Here is a 17,799-nt window from a genome sequence, read left to right as displayed (position 1 = left end):
GCGGATGAGGGGCGAGCGAAGTCTGATTGCTTGAATCATGCTGACGGTTGGCGCTCCTCACTCCAACCCCTCTCCCATGGGGAGAGGGGCTCAAATCGCAGAGGCCCATCTATGTCGACAAAGCTCTACTACTCCCGCAGCACCGCCAGCCTCGTCGTCCACTGGCTGCTGATCGAGCTGGGCGTCCCGCATGAGCTGCACGAGCTGGACTTCGACAAGCGCGACCAGAAATCCGACGAATACCTGAAGCTCAACCCCGCCGGTGTTGTGCCCACGCTGGTGATGGACGGGCAGGTGATCACCGAGACGGCCGCGATCCTGATGCATCTCGCCGATACGCATCCGCGTGCCGAGCTGGCGCCGGCAGTGGCGAGCACGCAGCGAGCGCAGTACTACCGCTGGATGCTGTTTTGCGCCAACACGCTGATGCCCGCATACCGCGCGTGGTTCTACTCCGACGAGATCGCCGGCGAAGCCAATGTCGAGGCCACCCGGCAGCACGCACGGGCGAAGCTGGAAAAGGCGTGGGGACACGTCGCAGAGCATCTCGAAGCGCATGGGCCTTACCTGCTGGGCACGCAGCGCACCGCGGCCGACTTCCTGCTGACGATGCTGATGCGCTGGTCGCGCAACATGCCCAAGCCCACCGATGCCTGGCCGGCGCTGCAGATCTACGCACAGCGCATGAAGGCGCTGCCGAGTTTCAGGGAAGTCTATGCGCGCGAAGGATTGACGGACTGGACCTAGCGAAACGGCGTCTTGTGGGAGCGACGTAAGTCGCGAAGCTCCGGGATTGAATCCATGCGGGCCGATGGAAAAAAGCTCGCGACTTACGTCGCTCCCACAGCGATCATCGCGTTGGCTCAGTCCACGTACTCTTCGAACTTCTTCCCGCCCTGGAACGGCATCAGATGCTGGCGCATGATGCCGCGAGGCACCGTCTCCAGCTTCATCACGCCGTATTCGTCGGGCCAGTCTTCCTGCTTCGGCGGCAGCTTGAACGTGCCCATCAGCATGTCCACCAGCGGCAGGTGGATGGCGTAGTTCACGTCCAGGTAGTCCTTGTGCCGTGCGTGGTGCCAGTGGTGGTAGCGCGGCAGCACCAGCAGGTACTCGAGCCAGCCGAAGCGGATGCCCAGGTTGGCGTGCGCCAGCACGGCCTGCAGGCCTACCAGGATCACGTAGGCATTCACGGCCGGGGTCGAGAAGCCGAGGACCAGCAGCGGCAACAGCACCGCGCTGCGGGTCAGCACGATCTCGACGATATGGGTGCGCGAGCCGGCCAGCCAATCCATCTCGCGGCTGGAATGGTGCACGGCATGGAAGCGCCAGAGCCACGGAATGTTGTGGTACGCGCGGTGCAGCAGCGCTTGCGCGAGGTCGGCGACGAACACGGCGATCAGGAACTGCGCCCAGACCGGCAGCGACTGGATGGCGTCCTCCAAGGCGGGGAACGCGGCCAGGCCGGCGATGGTCGAGGTGGAGGCCGTCACCAGGATCAGGATGAACTGGACCAGCATGTGGCTCATGAAAAAGTACGTCACGTCGGTGCGCCAGCCGGGACGCAGCGGCGAGATCCGGCGCTTGCCGAGGTAGTGTTCCAGCGGCACGAACACCAGCGCCGAGAAGAAAAGCGAGATCACGAACCAGTCCAGGCCCAGCGAGTACGGTGTCTTGCCGATGGCGTCGAACTGCACGTTGGTGCCGCCCAGCAGCACCGCCAGCGTGGCACCACCGACACCGATGAGCGCGATGCGCTTGTTGCGGTCGCGAAGGATGGCCCAGGTGCCCATGGCGAAGGCGGCCGCCAACCCGACCAGCAGCAGGTGGCGAGCGAACTGCTCGTTGTAGGCGGCCCGGAATTCCCTGCTCGTCAGCAGTTCGGGGAAATGGAAACAGGCGACGGCCATCAGGCTCAGCAGCCCGAGCATGGCCGAAGCGTAGGCGAAGAACGAACGGCGAGGGCGTGTCATGAGCATCCTGGCAGGCGGTGCGATTCCTGCGCAGGATCTTACGTCAGGCGAGGCGGTTTCCGGCCTCGTCGACGACCGGCTCGCCATCTTCCTTGCTGAAAGCGCCACGCTGCGCCTGCGGCAGGATATCCAGGACCCGTTCGGAGGGCCGGCAAAGCCGGGTGCCGAGGGTCGTCACCACGATCGGACGGTTGATCAGCACCGGATGGTCCAGCATGGCGTCGATGAGCGCCGCGTCGTCGGCATCGGCAAGGCCGAGTTCCGGGTAAAGCGCTTCCTTGGTCCGGACAACCTCGCGCACGGGCGTGCCCATCGCCGCGATCAGCGACACCAGCGTGGCGCGATCGGGCGGCGTCTTCAGGTATTCGATGACCTGCGGCTCGATACCCGCATTGCGGATCAGTCCCAGCGTGTTCCGCGAGGTGCCGCACGCGGGGTTGTGGTAGATCGTCACGTCGTCCATCAGTACCAGTCCAGCAACGAGATGCCCAGGCCGACGTAGGTGGCCTTGTGGTTGTAGTCGATCAGGCTTTCGCCGTAGCCATGGAACAACTGCACGTGGGCGCGGAACGCGCGATTGATCGGGAAGCCGTAGTCCAGCTGCAGGGCGCCGTGCGACTGATCGCCGCCACGCAGCGAGTGCCGGCCCAGTACGGTGAATACATGGCCGTCGCGCGCGTAGGTGAGCATCGCATCGCCGCGGCCGATGTAGTCCTCGATATCCGGGTTCTCGTCGTCGTTGCCGTCCGGGACGCGATACCACGGACGCACGACGAAAGCCCAGTTCTCGCGATCCAGGCCGATGGTGGCGATGACGCGGTTCCAGCTGCGCGACAGCGGATCGCTGCGGCCGTTGGACTGGTGGTTGATGCCGATGCCCGCCATCCGCCCCTTCCAGCCCGCCAGGCTGTAGTTGTTGCGGAACACCAGCATCACTTCGGGTTCGTAATTGGTTTCGCGGAACGGGCGTGATTCCTCGCCGTTATAGACCTGCCAGCGCGAGCTCTGGGTGTATGCACCCCAGATGTCGCCGTTGTCGCCGAACAGGTTCTCGGCGAACTTGGTCTTGAAGCTCAGCTGGAACTTCGCTTCGATGTCCTGCAGTGCCTGCGGCTCGGTGACCGTGTTGTCGGGATTGGGCGAGGAGGGCGTCTCGTTGACCTGGCTGGTCCAGAACGCTGGCAGCAGGTACATGGGCTTGTAGGCGCGCAACTGGAAGACACCCAGCTTCGAATCCTTGGCCAGCTCCCAGCGGCTGTCGAGCAGCGAACCGCGGCCGGCGTTGGCGATCAGGTCGGCGTCCGCCTCGTCGTCGACCCGGAACCAGGCGCCCATGCGCCGCCGGGCGCGCTCGCCCATGGGCAGGTCCGCCGCTTTGGCCGCCTCGGCCTCGGCGCGGGCCGACGCACGCGCCTGGTCGCGTGCCTGCGCCTCCGCTTCCTTCGCAGCGCGCGCCTGTTCGTCCGCGGTCCGCGTGTCGCGGGCACTCCTGCCCAGCGCCTGGTCGTAACAGGCCAGGCGGGCGGCATCGTTCTCGAGCAGGAAGCAGGCCTCGGCGGAGGGAACGGCCGGTGCGTCCTGCGCCTGGGCAGCGAACGAGAGGGAAACGCCGATGGCGAGCGGCAGGAGTCGGGCGCGGTGCGTCATGCGGGGCTCGATCAGGGAAGGCGGGTGGGGAGCGGTATTCTGCCAGCCATGGGCGCGAAGGCGCGTCGACATGGCCTAGAAGATCCAGGCGAAGACGTACAGGCCCAGCATCGCGAAGGTCAGCCCCAGCTTCAGGACAACGCCCAGCACGATGCCCAGCCAGGTCCCCAGCCCGACCTTCGTCGCCTGCCGCAACTCGCGCCCATGCCAGAGCTCGCCGAGCAGCGCACCGATGAACGGGCCGGCCAGCAGGCCGATGGGCATGAAGAACAGGCCGGCGAAGGTGCCGATCACCGTGCCCCAGAGCGCCTTGCGGCTGGCGCCGACACGCTGCGCGCCGACCGCGGTGGAGAAAATGTCGGCCGCGAACGAGAGCGCTGTTAGCAGTCCCAGCACCACCAGCGTCACCCAGCCGATCTGCTGGAAGTCACCCGCCCAGGCGGCCAGCAGCATGCCCGCGAACACCAGCGGCAGGCCGGGCAGGGCAGGCAGGATCACCCCGGCCACGCCCACCAGGATCAGTACCACCGCCAAGGCGTAATAAAGCATCTGGATGTCCAATCAAATCTCCTGAGGAATCAAAGGGTTGTCTGGGGGTTGACTTTTCGGCTCACGTGTTTGCATTTTGCCAAATGCCGGGTTACTGTGCGGCCGCTGCCGTTGCCAAGGTCACCGTGAATCGTGGCCTGATGGGGTAGATCCATGATCCGCTGCATCCTTGTACCTCGCTTCCTCCTTGCAACCAGCCGCCCAGCAGGCGTATCCACCACCCGTTTCAAGGAGCAAGTAGATGTCTGATCGTGAAACCGGAACCGTCAAATGGTTCAACGATGCCAAGGGCTTCGGCTTCATCAGCCGCGAGAATGGTGAGGACGTGTTCGTGCATTTCCGTGCCATCCAGACCCAGGGCTTCAAGAGCCTGAAGGAAGGCCAGAAGGTCAGCTTCACCGTCGTGCAGGGCCAGAAGGGCCTCCAGGCGGATGCCGTCCAGCCGGTCTGAACTGGAGAATGCAGGACCGCGCGAAGGCGCGGGCTCCACAGGAAAAAGCCCGGCGGATGCCGGGCTTTTTCTTTGCTGCGGTGTGGCGCGGGCGATCAGCGGATGACCACGCGACCGTTCTGGATGCGGACGTAGGTGTTCTCCCGGACCCCGCCGAGGTCGCGCTGGCTGATCGTCACGCGGCGTCCATCGTCCATGCGCACCGTGATGTTGTAGGTGTCACCGGTGGTGCGGTTCTGGATCGCATTGCCGGCGGCGGCACCTGCCACCGCGCCTGCAACCGTGGAGACATTCTTGTTGCCTTCGCTGCCGCCCGTGCGGTCCGAGATCTGGCGGCCGGCGACCGCACCGACGATGCCGCCCAGCACGGCGCCGGTCGCGGACGGAGCGCTGCGGCCGGACGACACCACGTCGATGCGTTCGACGATGCCGCAGTCCGCGCAGTAGCGGTTGGCCGGCGCATTGTTGTAGCCACCGCCGTAGCCGCTGCTGCCGTAGCCCGGGGACGTGCTTGCACAGCCGGCGAGGGCGATGGCCGTCGTCATGCCGATGGCGAGAAGACGCAGGTTCATGGATGCCTCCTGTAGATGGTAGGACCGTCAGGATGATCGTGTCCCGTCGGGGCGCATGCTCCACATGACCGCGTGAACATCATGACAATCGAGCCGCTTGCGCGGCCCGGATGTCAGGTGCGATTCATGCCGCGGCTATCGTCATCCCCGGAAATCCTGATGGCATGCCTTGCAGTCCGCCCCTACCTTCTCGACCAGGGCGCCTGCGGCCGCGCAGTCGGTGGGCGGCGCGCTCAGGGCCGCGTCCAGGTCCGCGCGGAACTGGCTGGTATGCGCTTTGAACCGCTGGTCGTCCGCGATCCCTGGGAATGCCATGTCCAGATCGTTCGCCATCGCTCGCAGTGTGCGTACGTGCGGGATGGTGTCGGTGGCCGCGCAGCGGTTCTGCTTCACCGTGTCGGCCAATTGCGCCGAGTGCCTGGCCATCACGTGCATCACGCTGTGGGGGAATGGATCCTGCCGCGCCTGCAACGCGCGCATCGCCATGACCGTACAGACAGCACCCACCACCAGGCCGATCAGGAAGAGGAAGAGGTAGCGCGACGCGGCGGAGGGCTTCTTGGTGTCGGGTTGGCTGGCCATGCGGCGGGCTCCTTGTGGATGACGCCGCGATGGTACGACGGCCATCACGGTTTGCGCCACGGCTTACACTGGCGCCATGAAGAAAGAACTCCGGGACCGGTTCGCCGGCATCGACCGCCTCTATGGCGTGGGAACCGTAGAACGCCATGCGCAGGCGCGCGTCGCCGTGGTGGGCATGGGCGGCGTGGGCTCGTGGGTGGTGGAGGCACTGGCGCGCTCCGGTGTGGGTCATCTCACATTGATTGATGCCGACGACATCTGCGTATCCAACACCAACCGCCAATTGCCGGCCCTCGAAGGGCACTACGGGCGCAACAAGGCCGAGGCGATGGCCGAGCGGTGCCGCGCGATCAACCCCCTGATCGATATCGATGCCGTGCCGCAGTTCCTCACGTCCGGCAACATGGGCGAGCTGCTGGATCGCGGCTTCGACCTGGTGCTCGATGCGTGCGACAGTTTCCGGGTCAAGGTGGAAATGATCGCCTGGTGCCGCCGCCGCAAGCTGCCGATCGTGGTGTCCGGCTCCGCCGGCGGTCGCACCGATCCCACCCAGATCCGCCTGCGTGATCTTTCGCGTACCGAACACGACGCGCTGCTGGCGCTGGTGCGCAAGAAGTTGCGCGCGGAGTTCAATTTCCCCAAGAACAGCGACCGCTACTTCGGGGTGCAGGCCGTGTACTCGCTCGAAAACGTCAAGTATCCGCAGGCCGACGGCAGCGTCTGCGGCCTGCGCCCGCAGCTGGGGGCGGATGCGGCGCTGAAACTGGATTGCGGTGTGGGGCTGGGGGCCGCCACCCATATCACCGGTGCGTTTGCGTTCGCGATGGTGGGCAAGGCGCTCGAACTGCTGGCCAAGCCCGCGAAGACGGCGGTCAGGCCACCGGCAGCTTGAAAAGGCGCTCGGCGTTGCGCGTGGTCGCGGCAGCGACGTCCTCCGGCGCTATGTCGCGCAGGCTGGCAATCACGTCGCGCACTACGGACAGGCGTTCGGGCTCGTTGCGTTGCCCGCGGATGCCGGCGTCCGGCTGGTCCGGCGCATCGGTCTCCAGCAGCAGGTAGTCGAGCGGCATCGTGCGTGCCAGTGCGCGCAGGCGGTTCGCACGCTCGTAAGTGACGGGTCCGCCCAGGCCGATCAGGAAACCCATCCGCCACAACTGGCGCGCCTGCTCCGGGCTGCCGGAGAAGCTGTGGACGACGCCGGTCAGTCCACCCACGCGCCTGATCGCTGCGATCACGGCGTCCACCGCGCGTCGTGCATGCACGATCACCGGCAGGCCGAATTCGCGCGCCACCCGCAGTTGGCCATCGAAATACTGCTGCTGTGCGTCGGCATCCAGACCGTCCACGAAGAAGTCCAGCCCGCACTCGCCGACCGCCACCGGATGCTCGCGCTGGATCCACTGCCACAGTGCGTCTAGATGCTCCGGGCGATGCTCGGCGAGGTACATCGGATGCAAGCCATAGGCGGGGAACAGACCGGAGTCCTGCAGGCAGACGTCACGAAGTCCCGGCCAGGTCGACGCGGCAACCGCCGGAACGATCTGGCGCGTCACCCCGGCGCTGCGCGCACGCGCGAGCGCCGCGGCGCGATCGCCATCGAACTCGGGCGCGTCGAAATGGCTGTGGCTGTCGACCAGCATCTGTCAGCGCTGGGTGGGCTCGATGGCGGGCGGTGGTTCCTTGCGCCGTTTCCAGTTCGCCAGCAACAGGGTGCCCAGGCCGAAGAGGATTTCGTCCACGAACGGGAAGGGATCGGGCAGGAACAGCGTGACGACGAAGAGCGCAGCCGTGATCTTGAACAAGGTCGGATAGCGCAGCTTGCGGGCCCAGTCGAGCAACGGCAGCAGTAGCGGGTTCGGCATGGAGGAGACTCGTTCCGGAGTGCAACGGACGCCACGCTAGCATGATCCGAACGTCGCGGAAGCGTTCATTTTTCGTTCGTTTTCGTGGGCCTTCACCGGTACTTTGTTCAGGTTCCCAGTGGTGCAATGATGGCCAATGTGAATCGGGGCAGCCCGACTTGGAGGCAGCGATGAAGAGCAATACCACAACGATTCTGGTTGCCGTCGGCGCATTGCTGGTGGGCGGTGTCGCCACGGCGGCATTCCTCAAGGGCGGCGACAAGAGCCCGACCGGCCAGGACGGCCTGGTGACGTCGGCCGATGGCACGCTGGTCACGGATGACGCGGCCATGATCGACAACCAGATCCCCACGGGCACGTTGCAGTACGCCACCGTGGTGAAGTCGGAGCCGGTCACCAGTTCCGAGAAGCTGTATGCGACGGTGATCGGCACCGAGGCGGTGCGCGAGACCTCCACGACCAGTTCGCCGCGCGAGGTGTGCGAAGACGTGGTCGTGCAGGAGCGCCTGCCCGAACGCGATGGCAACGCGGGGGGTACGGTGGCCGGTGCGGTGATCGGTGGCCTGCTGGGCAACCAAGTAGGCGGCGGCAACGGCAAGAAGGCGGCCACCGTCGTGGGTGCCGTCGCGGGCGGTGCGATCGGCAACCAGGTGGACAAGCGCCACGTGGGTGGCCGGGTCGTGAATCGCACCGAGCGCCAGTGCCACACCGAGAACGCGACGTCGGAGTCGTCGCGGGTGACGGGTTACAACGTGACGTACCGCAATCCTGATGGCTCCACCGGCACCATGCGCATGGACAGCAAGCCGGGCAACCGTATTGCGCTCGGCACCACCGACAAGGTGATCGGCTACGACGTCACCTACCGTTTCGATGGTCAGGACAAGACGATCCGCCTGGACCAGAAGCCGGGCGATCGCCTGCCGGTGATCGACGGCCAGGTGGTGACCCAGACGGCCAGCGTGGATGCCCCGGACAAGGGCTGACGATCCGGCCCGGACCGGGCCTGCATTTCAACGTGGCACCCCGCAAAGGCCGGCATTTCGCCGGCCTTTGCTGTGCGGACTGGCGCTTACCGCCCCCGATGGCCAACGCATACAATCACCGGATACCTCATATGCCGGTTGAAGCGCGATGGCCCTGAACCCGTACGACCTGTTCGATGTCCGTTCCCTGCTGAGCGAAGAGGAGCGCGCCGTCCAGGACGCCGTCGCCCGCTTCACCGACGAGCGCGTGCGCCCGATCATCGGCGATGCCTTCGACCAGGGCCGGTTTCCGAAGGAACTGGTGCCGGAGATCGCCGAGCTCGGCCTGCTGGGTTCCTCGCTGCCGGAAAAGTACGGTTGCGCCGGCCTCAACGCGGTCAGCTACGGCCTGATCTGCCAGGAACTCGAGCGCGGCGACAGCGGTATCCGCAGCTTCGTCAGCGTGCAGTCCTCGCTGTGCATGTATCCCATCTACGCCTACGGCAGCGAAGAACAGCGTGAGCGCTGGCTGCCGGACATGGCGGCCGGCAAGGTGATCGGGTGCTTCGGCCTGACCGAGCCCCACGGCGGCTCCGACCCGGCCAACATGAAGACCCACGCGCGCCGCGATGGCGACGATTGGGTCATCAATGGCTCGAAGATGTGGATCACCAACGGCAACCTGGCCGACATCGCGATCCTCTGGGCGCAGACCGACGACGGGATCCAGGGCTTCCTGCTCGAGAAGGGCATGGCCGGGTTCACCGCGCAGGAGATCAAGCACAAGATGAGCCTGCGCGCATCGGTGACCAGCGCGCTGTTCTTCGACAACGTGCGCGTGCCCGACAGCAGCCGCCTGCCCAACGTCAAAGGCCTGAAGGGCCCGCTGGGCTGCCTGACCCAGGCGCGCTACGGCATCACCTGGGGCCCGATCGGTGCCGCCATCGCCTGCCTCGACGAAGTGCTGGCCTACACCAAGGAACGCATCCTGTTCGACCGCCCGGTGGCGGCCACCCAGAGTGCACAGATCAAGATGGCAGAGATGGCCCGCCGGATCACCCTGGCGCAGTTGCTGTCGCTGCAACTGGGTCGCCTGAAGGATGCCGGCACCATGGCGCCTTCTCAGGTGTCGCTGGCGAAGTGGAACAACTGCCGCATGGCCATCGACATCGCCCGCGAATGCCGCGACCTGCTGGGCGGCGCCGGCATCACCACCGAGCACGCCGCCATCCGCCACGCGCTGAACCTGGAATCGGTCATCACCTACGAGGGCACGGAAACCGTGCACCAGCTGGTGATCGGCCGCGAGCTGACGGGCATCAACGCGTTCTGAGCGGGTCCCGCAACGCGCACGTCCGACGGCGTGCGCGGACCGGGTGTTCAGCGCGTGGGATGGCCTTCCGTTCTGGGATGACGTGGCACCGATGGACCTTTCCGAACTCCAACTCGACACGCCCCGCCTGCTGCTGCGCTTGCCGCGGCGGGAGGACTACGAAGCGTGGGCCGCGTTCGCCACCGATGAAGAGACCATGCGTTACATCGGCGGCACGCAGGCCCGTTCGCCGGCATGGCGCAGCCTCGCCGCCACGCTGGGCAGTTGGCATCTGCAGGGTTTCGGGATGTTCTCGGTGATCGAGAAAGCGACCGGCCGCTGGATCGGCCGGGTAGGGCCGTGGCAGCCAGAAGGCTGGCCGGGCACCGAAGTAGGCTGGAGCATCGCCCGTGAGTCTTGGGGCCGCGGTTACGCGCCGGAAGCAGCGACGGCCAGTATCGACTGGGCGTTCGAACACCTGGGCTGGGAAGAGGTGATCCATACCATCGATCCGGAGAACGCCAACTCCAAGTCGGTCGCCGCGAAACTTGGTTCGACCTACCTGCGGATGGATCGCCTTCCCGAACCGCACCACGAGAAACCGGTCGAAGTCTGGGGCCAGACGCGCGCGCAGTGGCAGGAACGCAGAGTCGCCCAACCGTGACGTCGACGTCCGCGCTGTACGCAGGCCTGCACGATGCCTTGCCCGAGCTGATGCGGACGTTCCGCGATCCCTGGTGGATCATCGGCAGTGCCGCGATGGTGCTGGCGGATATTCCGAATGTCGCACCGCAGGACATCGACGTACTCTGCAGCCGTCGCGATGCGCTGCAATTGCGGGAGGCCTGGATCGATCACGTCGATGCGGCCTACCGCCCTGCAGACGAAACCCGTTTCCGTTCCGCGTTCGCCCGCTTCGTGCACCTGCCGATGCCGGTGGAAGTCATGGGTGGACTGGAACTGATGACGGCCACGGGATGGCGGCCCGTGCAGGTGCACGACGATCTACGCCTTGACGTCGCCGGCCATGAAGTGCGTGTGCCGACGTTGGATGAGCAACGCCGCATCCTGCTCGCGTTCGGTCGGGAGAAGGATCTCGCCAAGGCCGCCCGCATTCCCGTATCGCCGGAGCACCCGCATGTCGCCTGATCCCGTCACCGTCCATGGCATGTCCACCTCGGGCAACTGCCACAAGGTGCGCCTGTTGCTCGAACAGCTCGCACGGCCTTACGCGTGGGTCGAGGTCGACAGCGCCAATGGCGGCACCCGCACACCGGACTACCTGGCGAAAAACCCGAACGGCAAGGTGCCGATGCTGGAGCGCGCGGACGGCGCGATCCTGGTGGAGTCGAACGCCATCCTCTGCTGGCTGGCAGACGGCAGTCCCTACCTGCCGGCCGATACCTGGCAGCGTGCGCAGGCATTGAGCTGGCTGTTCTTCGAACAATACAGCCACGAGCCCTACATCGCGGTGGCGCGCTTCATCCGCGGATGGACGCCCGTGGATTCGCCGCGTCGTGACGACTTGCCTCGTCTGCAGGAACGCGGCGCCCAGGCGCTGGTCGTGATGGAAAAGCACCTGCAAGGCGCGGCGTGGTTCACCGGTGACGACTACGGCGTGGCCGACATCGCGCTGTTTGCTTATACCCATTGCGCCGATGAAGGCGGCTTCGACCTCGCCGCATACCCGCATATCACCGACTGGCTGGCCCGCGTACGCGCGCAGCCGGGTTTCGTTCCCATGCCCGGCGTGAGCGACGATGTCGCCGCGCGCCTGGCGTCCTCCTGATCCGAGCGAGCACATGACTGCCAAAGCAATTCCCGCACGCATGAAGGGCCTGAACCGGGCCGAGATCTGCGACCAGAATTTCATCGAGTTCGTCAGGGAATGGGACGGCCAGGTGCGCAGCGTGCCGGCCCACGGCGAGCCCGTGCTGCCAGGCAGTGCGCTGGATGCGACTGGCTTCGTGGAGCTGCTCGAATCCCAGCTCGTGAGTCGCCATCTGGACCTGATGGCGCGCGTGCTGCGCGTGCAGAACAAGGTCTTCTACACCATCGGCAGCTCCGGCCACGAAGGCAACGCGATGGTGGCGCGGCTGACGCGGCATACCGATCCCGCCTTCCTGCACTACCGCAGCGGCGGTTTCATGGCCGAACGCTTCCGCAAGCTGCCCGGCATGGATCCCGTGATGGACTCAGCGCTGAGCTTTGCCGCCAGTGCGGAAGACCCCGCGTCCGGCGGCCGCCACAAGGTGTGGGGCAGCAAGCCGTTGTGGGTGCTGCCGCAGACCTCGACGATCGCCTCGCACCTGCCCAAGGCACTGGGCACCGCCGTGGCGATCGAACAGGCGCGCCGCATCGGCCATGCGCTGCCGATTCCCGACGACAGCATTGCGATCTGTTCGTTTGGCGATGCGTCCTCGAACCATGCCACCGCACAGACCGCGTTCAATGCCGCCGCATGGACCGCATACCAGAAACTTCCCGCCCCGGTGCTCTTCGTCTGCGAGGACAACGGGATCGGCATTTCGGTGAAGACACCGGACGGCTGGATCGGCCGCAATTTCCGCGACCGCAAGGACCTGGACTATTTCCACGCCGACGGCCTGGACTTGGCGAGCGGCTATGGCCAAGTGCAGGCGGCGGTCGAGCATTGCCGTCACACCCGCCGCCCGACCTTCCTGCACCTGCGCACCACCCGCATCATGGGCCACGCCGGCACCGACTTCGAAATCGAATGGCGTCCGCTGGAGGAACTGTGCGCCGTCGAGGCGACCGATCCGCTGCTGCGCAGTGCCGCGATCGCGCTGGCGTCGGGCCTGTACACCAAGGACGCTCTGCTCGCGACATACGAAGCGATGCGCAAGCGTTGCTTCGCTGCCGCCGAAGATGCCGACCGCCGTCCGCGCATCACCACGCTCGATCACGTGATGGCGCCACTCGCGCCCTATACGCCCGGCGCGGTGGCGGCGGAGGCCGTGCGCGAAGCCCCGCACGAACGGCGCGTCGCGGCCTTCGGTAGCGAGGACAGGCTGCCCGAGAAGTCGCCGCCCCGGCATCTCGCCATCCAGATCAACAACGCGTTGCACGACCTGTTCTGCAAGTATCCGGAGACGCTGCTGTTCGGCGAGGACGTGGCGCAGAAGGGCGGCGTGTATACCGTCACCAAGGGCCTGCAAAAGGCGTTCAAGGGCAGCCGCGTGTTCAATACGCTGCTCGACGAGACGATGATCCTCGGCATGGCCCAGGGTTACGCCAACATGGGCATGCTGCCGCTGCCGGAAATCCAGTACCTGGCGTACTTCCACAACGCCTGCGACCAGATCCGCGGCGAGGCGGCCAGCCTGCAGTTCTTCAGCAACGACCAGTACCGCAACCCGATGGTCGTGCGCGTCGCCGGCCTCGGGTACCAGCGGGGATTCGGTGGACATTTCCACAACGACAATTCGATCACGGCCCTGCGCGACATCCCGGGGCTGGTCGTCGGGTGCCCTTCGCGTGGCGATGATGCGGCCACCATGCTGCGCACGCTGGCGGCGCTGGCGAAGGTGGACGGGCGCGTCACCCTGTTCCTCGAGCCGATCGCGCTGTACATGACCAAGGACCTGTACGAGACCGGCGACGGGCAGTGGCTGTTCCCGTATCCGCCGCAGGACGAGGCGATGACACTGGGCGAGGGACGCGTATACGGTGAAGGCGCGGACGATCTGGTGATCTTCACCTATGGCAACGGCGTACCGATGAGCCTGCGTGCCGCGCGTGCCATCGAGGCCAAGCATGGCTGGAAGGTGCGTGTGGTCGACCTGCGCTGGCTGGTCCCGCTCAATGCCGCGTTCATCGCGGCGCAGGCGAAGACGGCGAAGCGGATCCTGATCGTCGACGAAGGCCGCCATGCGGCGGGCGTGGGCGAGGGGGTCATCACCGCGATCGCCGAGGCCGGCTATAGCGCGCGTCCCTTCCAGCGCGTGGTCGGCGCGGATACGTACATCCCATTGGCCGGCGCAGCCTTCCTGGTACTCCCGGGCGATGACGATATCGTCGCGGCGGCCGACCGGCTGGCATGATGGCGGCCACAACCTGATCGAGAAACGCACATGCCCACGTCCCGCATCGGTCTCATCATCGGCAGCCTGCGCTCCGGCTCCTACAACCGGCAGCTCGCGCATGCGGTACAGCGGCTGGCCGGTGATCGCTTCGCGTTCGAGGAGATCGGCATCGGCGAGCTGCCGTTGTACGACCAGGACGACGATGCGGATTTCCCCGCGACGGGCCGGCAGTTCAAGCAGCAGGTGGAAGCCTGCGATGCGCTGCTGTTCATCACGCCGGAGTACAACCGCTCGATTCCTGGCGTGCTTAAGAACGCCATCGACGTGGGCAGTCGTCCCGGCGGCAGCAATTCCTTCGGCGGCAAGCGCGCGGCGATCATCGGTACCTCACCGGGCGCGCATGGCACGGTGTCGGCCCAGCAACACCTGCGCAACGTGCTGGCGGCGGTCGACGTGGCGGTGCTGCCGCAGCCCGAGATCGCCATCCAGTATCGCGAAGGCCAGATCGATGCGACGGGCGATATCGCCGACGAGCGCCTGCGCAAGCGCCTGCAGCTGTTCCTGGATCGTTTCGAGGCTTGGGTGGCCTGAACCGTCAGGCCGGGCGCAACAGCGCCAGGCCGTCGCGCAGGCGCTGCAGCGGGCGACGGTCGCTCGGGCTCTCGTCGGCCAGCATGCCCGCGAGCGCACGCCGGAAAGGGGTCAGTCGGCGACCCGCTCGCAGCACCCCCTCGCGCAGCAAGCGTGCCGGCGCACGGTCGTCGGTGTAGAGCTCCACGATGGCGCGCGTGGCCAGGTACAGCGGCCGTGTGCCGCGGCGATGGCGGCGCTCGTAACGCGCCAGCCCTTCCGCGCACCCGAGGTCTCCCTTGCGCTGCATCGCGTCGCGCGCCATGGCCGCCAGCCGCTCGACGCTGGCCAGCCCGAGATTGAAGCCATGCGCCGTGACCGGGTGCATGCCGACCGCCGCGTCTCCGGCCAGCGCGAACCGGCGCCCGACGAACCGGCGCGCATAGACGCCCACCAGCGGATACACATGCCGGCTGCTTTCCAGCGTCATGTGGCCCAGGCGATGCCCGTAGCGCTGCTCCATCTCGCAGGCGAATGCGTCGATGTCCAGCGCGGCGAGACGTCGTGCCGCGGCATCCGGCAGGGTGATGACGACGGAGGATTCATGCTCCTTCAGCGGGAGCAGCGCGCGTGTCTGGCCGTGGCCGAACCATTCCCACGCCACGCCCTGATGCGGCTGTTCGTGATGCATGCGGCAGACCAGCATGCTCTTGCCGAAATCGTACTGATCGGCCCCGATACCCATCGCGCGGCGCGTCTCGGAGAAGCGGCTGTCTGCCGCGATCAGGAGCGGTGCTTCCAGGCGGAGTCCGTCGCCGAGGGTGATGCCGGCATGGTCGTCGGTCGTGCGGACGGCATGGATCCGCGCGCCATCGAAGAAATCCAGCCCGGGTAGGTCGCTGACGGCCTTCCATGCCGCTTCGCGGATCCGCTGGTTCGGCACCAGCATGCCGAGCTGTTCCTTGCCGGCCAGCGCGGCGTCGATGCGCATGTCGTGCAGGCAGTCGCCTTCCATGACGCGGGCGGCGCGCAGGGGCGAGCAGGCGTCGTCGGGCAGATGCTGCCAGATCCCGAGGTCGCGCAGCAGGCGCATTGAGGCATGCGTCAACGCGATCTCGCGGCCGTCGAACGCGGGCTCTGCGATGGCGGCGCGCGACTGCCGCTCCACGAGCGCGACCTTGAGGTCGAGATCGCACAAGGCCTTGGCCAGGCACAACCCCGCGGGGCCGGCGCCGATGATGATGACGTCGTGGTGCATGCGCGTGTCTTCGTGCCTGGGTTCACGGCAGTCTAGGCACGCAGTCGCCCACGTCATTGACGTGGATCAATCGCCACGCAGGATCGTCAGCGGCTCAGGCCGTCCAGCAAGGGAATGCGCGTCAGCGGCTGCGTATCGGCCAACACGCCTTCGCCGGTGTGGTCCAGCGGCAGCACGGCCAGCAGCAGGGTCTGCGGACCGTCGGCCACCGTGCTGACGACTTCCCCGATGTCGCGCTCGCTGTCGCGCACGATGGCGCCCGGAGCGACGGAGCCTGCCGCGTGGAAGCCCTGTAATGCGCGCTTGGCCTTGCCAAGGAAGTGGGTGCGCGCCACGATTTCCTGCCCCGGGTAGCAGCCCTTCTTGACGCTGTAGGCGGCCAGCCTGTCCAGCGCCAGCTGCTGCGGCGTCCATTGTTCGCGCTGGGCATCGGGAAGGCGGGGAAGACCATGACGCAGGTCGGCGGCACGCCACGAGGCCTGCTGCGCAACGTCATCGACGCCCGGTGCACCGACACGCAGCGTGCGCGGACCGCCTTGTCCGCTCCAGTCCAGCTCCAGCACTCCGCCGTCCATCCCCAAGGTCGCGCCGCGCGCAGCGTGGGGTACGGCGAAAGCGCCGCTGATCGTCGTATCGACGTGGAGTTCGATCTTCAACTTTCGTCTAAACACGAAACGTCGCAGGGACTCGACGAACGCAGGGGCAGGGTGGTCCGGCAGTACGAGCCAGACGCGATCCTCCGCCAGCCGCGCCAGCGCAAACACCGCCATCACGCGTCCCTTGGGCGTCAGCCACGCGTTCCACTGCCATTGCCCGACCGGCAGGCCGGCCACGTCGTTGGCGAACTGGGCCTGTGCAAACGCCGCCGCATCAGGCCCTTCCAGCGTCACCAGGGCATGGTCGGACAGGGCGAAAGACGGCGCGGTGGTACGGGAAAGGTTGTCAGCCAAGGGGGCGGGGATTAAAATTTTGTGCGTTGCGAGACCGCCATGATAGGTCAAACTCCCCCGACTCCCGAACCCGATCCCGGAACACAGCCATCCGCCACCTCGACGCCGACACCCGGCGAAGGGGCGACGGATACGGTCGTGCAGAAGGAGATCGGTGGCCGCGACGGGCCCGAGCCCACGCGTTACGGGGATTGGGAAAAGAACGGACGCTGCATCGATTTCTGAGCAGTGCACGTATAGCCAACGCGGTCCCTGACTGCCCAGCCGAGACAACGAGCGCAACGAATGGCGACTCCACAACGTCCGCTTTCCCCCCATCTCCAGGTCTACCGTTGGCAGATCCAGATGGTGACCTCCATCCTGCATCGTGCGACCGGCGTCGTGCTCGCTGCGGGCGCCCTGCTGATCACGGCCGGCCTGGTCGCGCTGATGATGGGTCCTGAGGCCTGGAACTGCTTCAGCAGCCACGCCGGCGCCTGGTACGGCCAGGTGTTCCTGTTCGGCTGGACCTGGGCCTTCGCCTACCACCTGTGCAACGGCATCCGCCACATCGTGCAGGACTTCGCCATCGGCTACCGGATCGCGACGTTCGTGCGCAGCAGCTGGCTGTCGGTGATCGGCAGCCTGGTCATCACCGCCCTGGTGTGGGCGTACGTACTGGTGGGAGGTGGGGCATGAGCAACTTCCGTACCCCCATCAAGAACGCGCGCGGCCTGGGCTCGGCGAAGACCGGCACCGAGCATTTCGTGCACCAGCGCCTGACCGCCACCGCGCTGGTCGCGCTGACGATCTGGTTCCTCGTGTTCGTGCTGAGCCTGGCGGGCGCGGACTACGTCGCCGCCACGGCCGCCATCGCCAAGCCTTGGAATGCGATGCTGCTGGTCGGCTTCCTGGTCGCGATGTTCTGGCATGCGCAACTGGGCCTGCAGGTCATCCTGGAGGACTACATCCACAACTCGCTGCTCGCCCTCGCGGTGCAGACCACCGTCAAGTTCATCGCCGTGCTGGGCGCCATCGTGAGCGTCTTCGCCGTGGCCCGCATCGCGCTGGGGAATTGAGTCA

Annotated in this window: 23 protein-coding genes; 13 read left to right on the top strand and 10 right to left on the bottom strand. The window is 66.4% G+C overall.

Annotated features, from left to right (window positions below):
• Positions 1-111 precede the first annotated feature (111 nt).
• Entirely contained in the window at positions 112-747 is a 636-nt protein-coding gene (locus ACSQ19_RS00190) for a glutathione S-transferase family protein (protein ID WP_435999143.1), read from the top strand.
• Between the two features lie 116 nt (positions 748-863).
• Here the strand turns inward: ACSQ19_RS00190 and ACSQ19_RS00185 are convergent, their stop codons facing one another.
• The 4 genes from ACSQ19_RS00185 to ACSQ19_RS00170 all read right to left on the bottom strand — a co-directional run bounded on the left by ACSQ19_RS00185 (position 864) and on the right by ACSQ19_RS00170 (position 4,181).
• Positions 864-1,973, bottom strand: coding sequence for a sterol desaturase family protein (locus ACSQ19_RS00185; protein WP_435999141.1), 1,110 nt, complete (start codon positions 1,971-1,973; stop codon positions 864-866).
• A gap of 43 nt (positions 1,974-2,016) precedes the next feature.
• Positions 2,017-2,436: an arsenate reductase (glutaredoxin) gene (gene arsC / locus ACSQ19_RS00180; protein ID WP_299343185.1), complete on the bottom strand. Its 420-nt coding sequence runs from the start codon at positions 2,434-2,436 to the stop codon at positions 2,017-2,019.
• Entirely contained in the window at positions 2,436-3,620 is a 1,185-nt protein-coding gene (locus tag ACSQ19_RS00175) for a phospholipase A (RefSeq protein WP_436001040.1), read from the bottom strand. The genes arsC and ACSQ19_RS00175 overlap by 1 nt, the downstream gene beginning before the upstream one ends.
• A gap of 75 nt (positions 3,621-3,695) precedes the next feature.
• Complete coding sequence (locus ACSQ19_RS00170) at positions 3,696-4,181, bottom strand: DUF456 domain-containing protein (RefSeq protein WP_435999139.1); 486 nt, start codon at positions 4,179-4,181, stop codon at positions 3,696-3,698.
• Between the two features lie 229 nt (positions 4,182-4,410).
• On the opposite strand from ACSQ19_RS00170, the gene ACSQ19_RS00165 reads away from it, so the two are divergent.
• On the top strand, positions 4,411-4,620 hold the full coding sequence (locus tag ACSQ19_RS00165; protein ID WP_055944114.1) for a cold-shock protein: 210 nt from the start codon (positions 4,411-4,413) through the stop codon (positions 4,618-4,620).
• 95 nt (positions 4,621-4,715) lie between these two features.
• Here the strand turns inward: ACSQ19_RS00165 and ACSQ19_RS00160 are convergent, their stop codons facing one another.
• Complete coding sequence (locus ACSQ19_RS00160; RefSeq protein ID WP_435999136.1) at positions 4,716-5,192, bottom strand: glycine zipper 2TM domain-containing protein; 477 nt, start codon at positions 5,190-5,192, stop codon at positions 4,716-4,718.
• A gap of 141 nt (positions 5,193-5,333) precedes the next feature.
• Positions 5,334-5,774 carry a cytochrome c gene (locus tag ACSQ19_RS00155; RefSeq protein WP_296282443.1) on the bottom strand — a complete coding sequence of 147 codons (441 nt, stop codon included), beginning with the start codon at positions 5,772-5,774 and terminating at the stop codon, positions 5,334-5,336.
• Positions 5,775-5,850: 76 nt separating this feature from the next.
• On the opposite strand from ACSQ19_RS00155, the gene ACSQ19_RS00150 reads away from it, so the two are divergent.
• Entirely contained in the window at positions 5,851-6,666 is an 816-nt protein-coding gene (locus ACSQ19_RS00150) for a tRNA threonylcarbamoyladenosine dehydratase (protein ID WP_435999134.1), read from the top strand.
• Here the strand turns inward: ACSQ19_RS00150 and ACSQ19_RS00145 are convergent.
• Entirely contained in the window at positions 6,647-7,414 is a 768-nt protein-coding gene (locus ACSQ19_RS00145; RefSeq protein WP_435999131.1) for a TatD family hydrolase, read from the bottom strand. The genes ACSQ19_RS00150 and ACSQ19_RS00145 overlap by 20 nt on opposite strands.
• A gap of 3 nt (positions 7,415-7,417) precedes the next feature.
• Positions 7,418-7,636 carry a DUF6116 family protein gene (locus ACSQ19_RS00140; protein ID WP_296282438.1) on the bottom strand — a complete coding sequence of 73 codons (219 nt, stop codon included), beginning with the start codon at positions 7,634-7,636 and terminating at the stop codon, positions 7,418-7,420.
• 170 nt (positions 7,637-7,806) lie between these two features.
• Between ACSQ19_RS00140 and ACSQ19_RS00135 the strand changes: the two genes are divergently transcribed.
• The 7 genes from ACSQ19_RS00135 (at position 7,807) to ACSQ19_RS00105 (ending at position 14,550) form a co-directional block, all read left to right on the top strand.
• On the top strand, positions 7,807-8,622 hold the full coding sequence (locus ACSQ19_RS00135) for a glycine zipper 2TM domain-containing protein (protein ID WP_435999129.1): 816 nt from the start codon (positions 7,807-7,809) through the stop codon (positions 8,620-8,622).
• A 148-nt stretch (positions 8,623-8,770) separates the two neighbouring features.
• Positions 8,771-9,934 (top strand): acyl-CoA dehydrogenase family protein, encoded by a 1,164-nt coding sequence (locus tag ACSQ19_RS00130; protein ID WP_435999127.1) that lies wholly within the window; start codon positions 8,771-8,773, stop codon positions 9,932-9,934.
• 91 nt (positions 9,935-10,025) lie between these two features.
• A complete protein-coding gene (locus ACSQ19_RS00125) occupies positions 10,026-10,577 on the top strand; it encodes a GNAT family N-acetyltransferase (RefSeq protein WP_435999125.1) in 552 nt (183 codons plus the stop codon).
• Entirely contained in the window at positions 10,574-11,062 is a 489-nt protein-coding gene (locus ACSQ19_RS00120; RefSeq protein ID WP_435999123.1) for a hypothetical protein, read from the top strand. The genes ACSQ19_RS00125 and ACSQ19_RS00120 overlap by 4 nt, the downstream gene beginning before the upstream one ends.
• Positions 11,052-11,702 (top strand): glutathione S-transferase family protein, encoded by a 651-nt coding sequence (locus tag ACSQ19_RS00115; protein ID WP_435999121.1) that lies wholly within the window; start codon positions 11,052-11,054, stop codon positions 11,700-11,702. The genes ACSQ19_RS00120 and ACSQ19_RS00115 overlap by 11 nt, the downstream gene beginning before the upstream one ends.
• 13 nt (positions 11,703-11,715) lie before the next feature.
• On the top strand, positions 11,716-13,977 hold the full coding sequence (locus ACSQ19_RS00110) for a thiamine pyrophosphate-dependent enzyme (RefSeq protein ID WP_435999119.1): 2,262 nt from the start codon (positions 11,716-11,718) through the stop codon (positions 13,975-13,977).
• Positions 13,978-14,007: 30 nt separating this feature from the next.
• A complete protein-coding gene (locus ACSQ19_RS00105) occupies positions 14,008-14,550 on the top strand; it encodes an NADPH-dependent FMN reductase (protein WP_435999117.1) in 543 nt (180 codons plus the stop codon).
• 4 nt (positions 14,551-14,554) lie between these two features.
• Here the strand turns inward: ACSQ19_RS00105 and ubiM are convergent, their stop codons facing one another.
• Both ubiM and ygfZ read right to left on the bottom strand, forming a co-directional pair.
• Positions 14,555-15,787 (bottom strand): 5-demethoxyubiquinol-8 5-hydroxylase UbiM, encoded by a 1,233-nt coding sequence (gene ubiM / locus ACSQ19_RS00100; RefSeq protein ID WP_435999115.1) that lies wholly within the window; start codon positions 15,785-15,787, stop codon positions 14,555-14,557.
• A gap of 86 nt (positions 15,788-15,873) precedes the next feature.
• Positions 15,874-16,737: a CAF17-like 4Fe-4S cluster assembly/insertion protein YgfZ gene (gene ygfZ / locus ACSQ19_RS00095; RefSeq protein WP_299343210.1), complete on the bottom strand. Its 864-nt coding sequence runs from the start codon at positions 16,735-16,737 to the stop codon at positions 15,874-15,876.
• Between the two features lie 39 nt (positions 16,738-16,776).
• Here ygfZ and ACSQ19_RS00090 point away from each other — a divergent pair, with 39 nt between their 5' ends.
• Genes ACSQ19_RS00090 through sdhD form a run of 3 tightly spaced genes read left to right on the top strand, consistent with a single transcriptional unit; the run spans position 16,777 to position 17,795 of the window.
• A complete protein-coding gene (locus ACSQ19_RS00090) occupies positions 16,777-16,962 on the top strand; it encodes a DUF1674 domain-containing protein (RefSeq protein WP_296282421.1) in 186 nt (61 codons plus the stop codon).
• Between the two features lie 60 nt (positions 16,963-17,022).
• Positions 17,023-17,415 (top strand): succinate dehydrogenase, cytochrome b556 subunit, encoded by a 393-nt coding sequence (gene sdhC / locus ACSQ19_RS00085; RefSeq protein ID WP_296282420.1) that lies wholly within the window; start codon positions 17,023-17,025, stop codon positions 17,413-17,415.
• On the top strand, positions 17,412-17,795 hold the full coding sequence (gene sdhD / locus ACSQ19_RS00080) for a succinate dehydrogenase, hydrophobic membrane anchor protein (RefSeq protein WP_296282418.1): 384 nt from the start codon (positions 17,412-17,414) through the stop codon (positions 17,793-17,795). Before sdhC ends, sdhD begins: the two co-directional genes overlap by 4 nt.
• The last annotated feature ends 4 nt before the right edge of the window (positions 17,796-17,799 follow it).

The organism is Pseudoxanthomonas sp. LjRoot127 (assembly GCF_964253495.1).
GTDB lineage: Bacteria > Pseudomonadota > Gammaproteobacteria > Xanthomonadales > Xanthomonadaceae > Pseudoxanthomonas_A.
The sequence above is the reverse complement of the archived record's forward strand: the minus strand, read 5'-3'. Positions and strand labels throughout refer to the sequence as shown.

Coding starts and splice junctions, on each gene's coding strand:
- ACSQ19_RS00190 (WP_435999143.1), top strand. CDS start 112: ATGTCGACAAAGCTCTACTACTCCCGCAGCACCGCCAGCCTCGTCGTC.
- ACSQ19_RS00185 (WP_435999141.1), bottom strand. CDS start 1,973: ATGACACGCCCTCGCCGTTCGTTCTTCGCCTACGCTTCGGCCATGCTC.
- arsC (WP_299343185.1), bottom strand. CDS start 2,436: ATGGACGACGTGACGATCTACCACAACCCCGCGTGCGGCACCTCGCGG.
- ACSQ19_RS00175 (WP_436001040.1), bottom strand. CDS start 3,620: ATGACGCACCGCGCCCGACTCCTGCCGCTCGCCATCGGCGTTTCCCTC.
- ACSQ19_RS00165 (WP_055944114.1), top strand. CDS start 4,411: ATGTCTGATCGTGAAACCGGAACCGTCAAATGGTTCAACGATGCCAAG.
- ACSQ19_RS00160 (WP_435999136.1), bottom strand. CDS start 5,192: ATGAACCTGCGTCTTCTCGCCATCGGCATGACGACGGCCATCGCCCTC.
- ACSQ19_RS00155 (WP_296282443.1), bottom strand. CDS start 5,774: ATGGCCAGCCAACCCGACACCAAGAAGCCCTCCGCCGCGTCGCGCTAC.
- ACSQ19_RS00150 (WP_435999134.1), top strand. CDS start 5,851: ATGAAGAAAGAACTCCGGGACCGGTTCGCCGGCATCGACCGCCTCTAT.
- ACSQ19_RS00145 (WP_435999131.1), bottom strand. CDS start 7,414: ATGCTGGTCGACAGCCACAGCCATTTCGACGCGCCCGAGTTCGATGGC.
- ACSQ19_RS00140 (WP_296282438.1), bottom strand. CDS start 7,636: ATGCCGAACCCGCTACTGCTGCCGTTGCTCGACTGGGCCCGCAAGCTG.
- ACSQ19_RS00135 (WP_435999129.1), top strand. CDS start 7,807: ATGAAGAGCAATACCACAACGATTCTGGTTGCCGTCGGCGCATTGCTG.
- ACSQ19_RS00130 (WP_435999127.1), top strand. CDS start 8,771: ATGGCCCTGAACCCGTACGACCTGTTCGATGTCCGTTCCCTGCTGAGC.
- ACSQ19_RS00125 (WP_435999125.1), top strand. CDS start 10,026: ATGGACCTTTCCGAACTCCAACTCGACACGCCCCGCCTGCTGCTGCGC.
- ACSQ19_RS00115 (WP_435999121.1), top strand. CDS start 11,052: ATGTCGCCTGATCCCGTCACCGTCCATGGCATGTCCACCTCGGGCAAC.
- ACSQ19_RS00110 (WP_435999119.1), top strand. CDS start 11,716: ATGACTGCCAAAGCAATTCCCGCACGCATGAAGGGCCTGAACCGGGCC.
- ACSQ19_RS00105 (WP_435999117.1), top strand. CDS start 14,008: ATGCCCACGTCCCGCATCGGTCTCATCATCGGCAGCCTGCGCTCCGGC.
- ubiM (WP_435999115.1), bottom strand. CDS start 15,787: ATGCACCACGACGTCATCATCATCGGCGCCGGCCCCGCGGGGTTGTGC.
- ACSQ19_RS00090 (WP_296282421.1), top strand. CDS start 16,777: ATGATAGGTCAAACTCCCCCGACTCCCGAACCCGATCCCGGAACACAG.
- sdhC (WP_296282420.1), top strand. CDS start 17,023: ATGGCGACTCCACAACGTCCGCTTTCCCCCCATCTCCAGGTCTACCGT.
- sdhD (WP_296282418.1), top strand. CDS start 17,412: ATGAGCAACTTCCGTACCCCCATCAAGAACGCGCGCGGCCTGGGCTCG.